Below are 3,050 nucleotides of genomic sequence, written 5' to 3'. Positions count from 1 at the left end.
TTTCAGAAACAAGTTGAAGCGATGACGGGGCGTCGTTTAGTGGGCGAAGCGCGAGGCCGGCCAAGAAAACCGGCTGTGAGTGCGGTCGAAAAAGTTGTCTGACCCCATTTTCCCCCTTGTAGTGCAAGACGCACCCCCCATCATGACCCCCGAGCGGAACATGAATGAGGTGTTCAGGCAGCACGTGGAGCAGCTTCATGCGAAATACGAAGCGCTCATGCGAATGGAGCCTGTTACGCTCCGAGGGCTGCCCAGAAACGTTCCGAACTCCGGCATTTATGTGTTCTCGGAGGGCGCGTCACATCTGTACGTCGGCCGGTCGAAACGACTTCGGGATCGTCTCCGCTATCACAGCGGTTCGGCAGAAGACGCACCATTCGCTTTCAAGCTCGCGCGCGAACAGACTGGCAACGCCAAGGCGTCGTATTCATCGAAGGGATCGCGCCAAAAGCTCTTGGCGGATCCACGGTTTCAGGCCGCGTATCAAGCAGCCAAGGAGCGCGTTCGTCGGATGCAGATCAGATTCGTCGAAGAACCTGACCCTGTTAGGTAAGCCCTCTTGGAAATCTACGTAACCATTTCACTTGAAGCGCCCTACAACGACTTCGACACGCATTGAATCTGGTGTTGAAATCGGAAGGTGAGATTGCGAGACCTAACTGTAATTTTTTGTGTGGGCTATGGCTCGTTGAACTCCGCGTATAACTTGGGATCAATACCCGCGGATTCCAAGTACCGTCGTACTTTGTCCAGGTCTTTCGTGAGATCAACGGTCATCCGGTCGAAGTCCGTCAAAATCTTTTTACTCTGGGCGGAACACCGTGTGAACGATAAAGTTCTGAGTGTCATCTGATCGTTGCGCACCCGCTTGTTTCCGTTCGCGTCCACCTGAACCTTCTTGCCAACAAAAACAATACCTGTAATCCCGGTTTCGGGATAATCATATCCTGCCCCAAATTCAAAACTGGCCGGAATGCCATCGAGGCCACCTCCGGACGCGGGACTGCTTTTAGGAAATAGAATGTAGACGTAATCATAAGGAAACGAGTGTCTCCCCTCCTTTGCAATCCTGGTGACAACCCGCTTATTGAGGTAATCTTTTTGAACCCTACGCCCTATTATCCGAGCGTCACCAATATGGACCGTTTCGACAAGTTTGTCGCCAATGTAAACAAACTCTTTGAGATCCGTTATCGGTTCGTCAACGACTGTAAGATCTCTTTCAAGTGGGCGACTATGAAAATGCGTCACACCGAAATATATAGGACTTCCGAGGATCCGAATTCGGAAGTCAATTTCGACTTTCTTTCCCTCTGTCGTGAGAACATTTGGTCTAATATCGTTAGGGTCGATCTCAAAGTCAATTTTCTTCCAGCTCAGCGCTGACATCATTAGATTACAGCCCTTTTGCTCCCAGAAGAGTGATTCTTCTTCCCTTTTCAAATGATCTCCACTAAATCGAAATCTGAGTCGGTCGAATAACGTTTCGTAATGATCGGAAATCTTTTCTAGAGTACTGCGGAAATCCATTGTAACCTCGGTGTTTGCATTGTAGACGAAACGATTTGGAATGCCACCGTTATCCCAAAACCAAAAAGGCGAAGAGGGCCACGAGTAAGCGAAGCGGATGGGGAATTCCGGAGACACTATACAGCAATTCAGCGATTGAACGACGTCAGACTGGCCCCGCTTGATTTAGGAAATCGACGACCAGTTTCGCAGTCTCGTCCGGTTTCTCCACGATCACACTGTGGCCGGCGCCGGGGATGATTTTTAATTCGCTGCAATTGGGAATCAGCTTGGCGTAGGTCTCGCCGTGGGAGCGCGGCACGAAGTTATCTTTCTCCCCCCAGATGACGAGCGCCGGGGAAGTGATGCGGTGCAGGCGGTTTCTGAGCGGGCGGTTGTAGAAACAGGGCGATTTGAAACCGATGCGCGGGCTGAAGCGCAGCATCTGATAGAAAAGGGTCTGAAAAGGGGGTCAGAGAACTTTTTTCTTGACGAGCCCGGTGCTCCGATTGTAAGCTCCGCTAAACTCCCGCCGCATAGGATGTTCTATGGCACGGTCACCGCGAATTACCATTCCTGCCCATCCTCATCACATCATCCAGCGTGGAAACAATCGGCAGGCTACGTTTTTTGCCGAGGATGATTGCCGGTTCTTTTTGGAATGTCTTCGGCAGGCTAAGGCTAAATGTCGTTGCAGGATTTACGCTTACGTTTTGATGACGAATCATTTTCACCTCTTGGTGGAACCGTCAGAGATCGGGGATCTCGGCCGATTCATGCAGAGCGTGGGCCGAAGATACGTTCGCTACATCAATGCGAACTATCGGAGATCGGGTACTTGGTGGGAGGGGCGATTTAAGAGCGCGGCGGTCAGCCGAGATGAATACTTGATAATGTGCAGCCGCTATATCGAATTAAATCCCGTGAGAGCCGGTTTGGTGGCGCATCCAAAAGATTATCGCTGGAGTAGTTATCAGTATCGAGCATTGGGCATACCGGATCGTTTACTGGACGAAGATCCGTGGTACTCCGGGTTGGGAACGGCTGCTGACGAGAGGCGAGAGAAATATGGAGCATGGATCGACTCGCAAATTGGCGATGGAGAGTGGGAGGAAATCCGACATTCGACGCAACGGGGCCGGCTGATCGGGCGGGAAGCATTTCAGAAACAAGTTGAAGCGATGACGGGGCGTCGTTTAGTGGGCGAAGCGCGAGGCCGGCCAAGAAAACCGGCTGTGAGTGCGGTCGAAAAAGTTCTCTGACCCCATTTTCGACCCATTTTCCCGGAAGGAGCAAAACATCATGGCACATCTACCCGTCAAAGAAATTATTTCACTGGTGCTGTCGCTCGCGTGGTTAACGGCGGCGAGCGAAATCCCGGGCCACGCCGCGCAGGGCCTCGACCTCAAACCTGAAAAGAATGTTCTGGAAGTGGCCATTGCCGCCTACGGCACTCTCTATCTGCCGTTGCTGGTGGCGCACGAGGCCGGATACTTTGCCAAGCGCGGAGTCAACCTGAACATCAGCCAGGTGAGCGCCAC

5 protein-coding genes are annotated in these 3,050 nt (G+C 52.1%); 3 read left to right on the top strand and 2 right to left on the bottom strand.

Annotation, left to right across the window (positions count from 1 at the left end):
- Positions 1–142: 142 nt before the first annotated feature.
- Positions 143–553, top strand: a complete 411-nt coding sequence (locus VI895_05200) for a hypothetical protein (protein HLG19197.1) — start codon at positions 143–145, stop codon at positions 551–553.
- A 125-nt stretch (positions 554–678) separates the two neighbouring features.
- Here VI895_05200 and VI895_05195 read toward each other — a convergent pair whose 3' ends face one another.
- Both VI895_05195 and VI895_05190 read right to left on the bottom strand, forming a co-directional pair.
- Complete coding sequence (locus VI895_05195; protein ID HLG19196.1) at positions 679–1,443, bottom strand: hypothetical protein; 765 nt, start codon at positions 1,441–1,443, stop codon at positions 679–681.
- 232 nt (positions 1,444–1,675) lie between these two features.
- On the bottom strand, positions 1,676–1,954 hold the full coding sequence (locus VI895_05190) for an alpha/beta hydrolase (GenBank protein ID HLG19195.1): 279 nt from the start codon (positions 1,952–1,954) through the stop codon (positions 1,676–1,678).
- Between the two features lie 103 nt (positions 1,955–2,057).
- On the opposite strand from VI895_05190, the gene VI895_05185 reads away from it, so the two are divergent.
- The gene (locus VI895_05185; protein HLG19194.1) at positions 2,058–2,771 is read left to right on the top strand and encodes a transposase; all 714 of its coding nucleotides are present in this window, start codon (positions 2,058–2,060) and stop codon (positions 2,769–2,771) included.
- Positions 2,772–2,811: 40 nt separating this feature from the next.
- Positions 2,812–3,050: hypothetical protein (locus tag VI895_05180; protein HLG19193.1), on the top strand; the 239-nt coding region annotated here is incomplete at its 3' end.

The sequence above is a fragment of the Bdellovibrionota bacterium genome, assembly GCA_035292885.1.
Classification (GTDB): domain Bacteria; phylum Bdellovibrionota_G; class JALEGL01; order JALEGL01; family DATDPG01; genus DATDPG01.
Note: the sequence above shows the minus strand (reverse complement) of the source record. Positions and strands in the feature narration are given on the sequence as shown.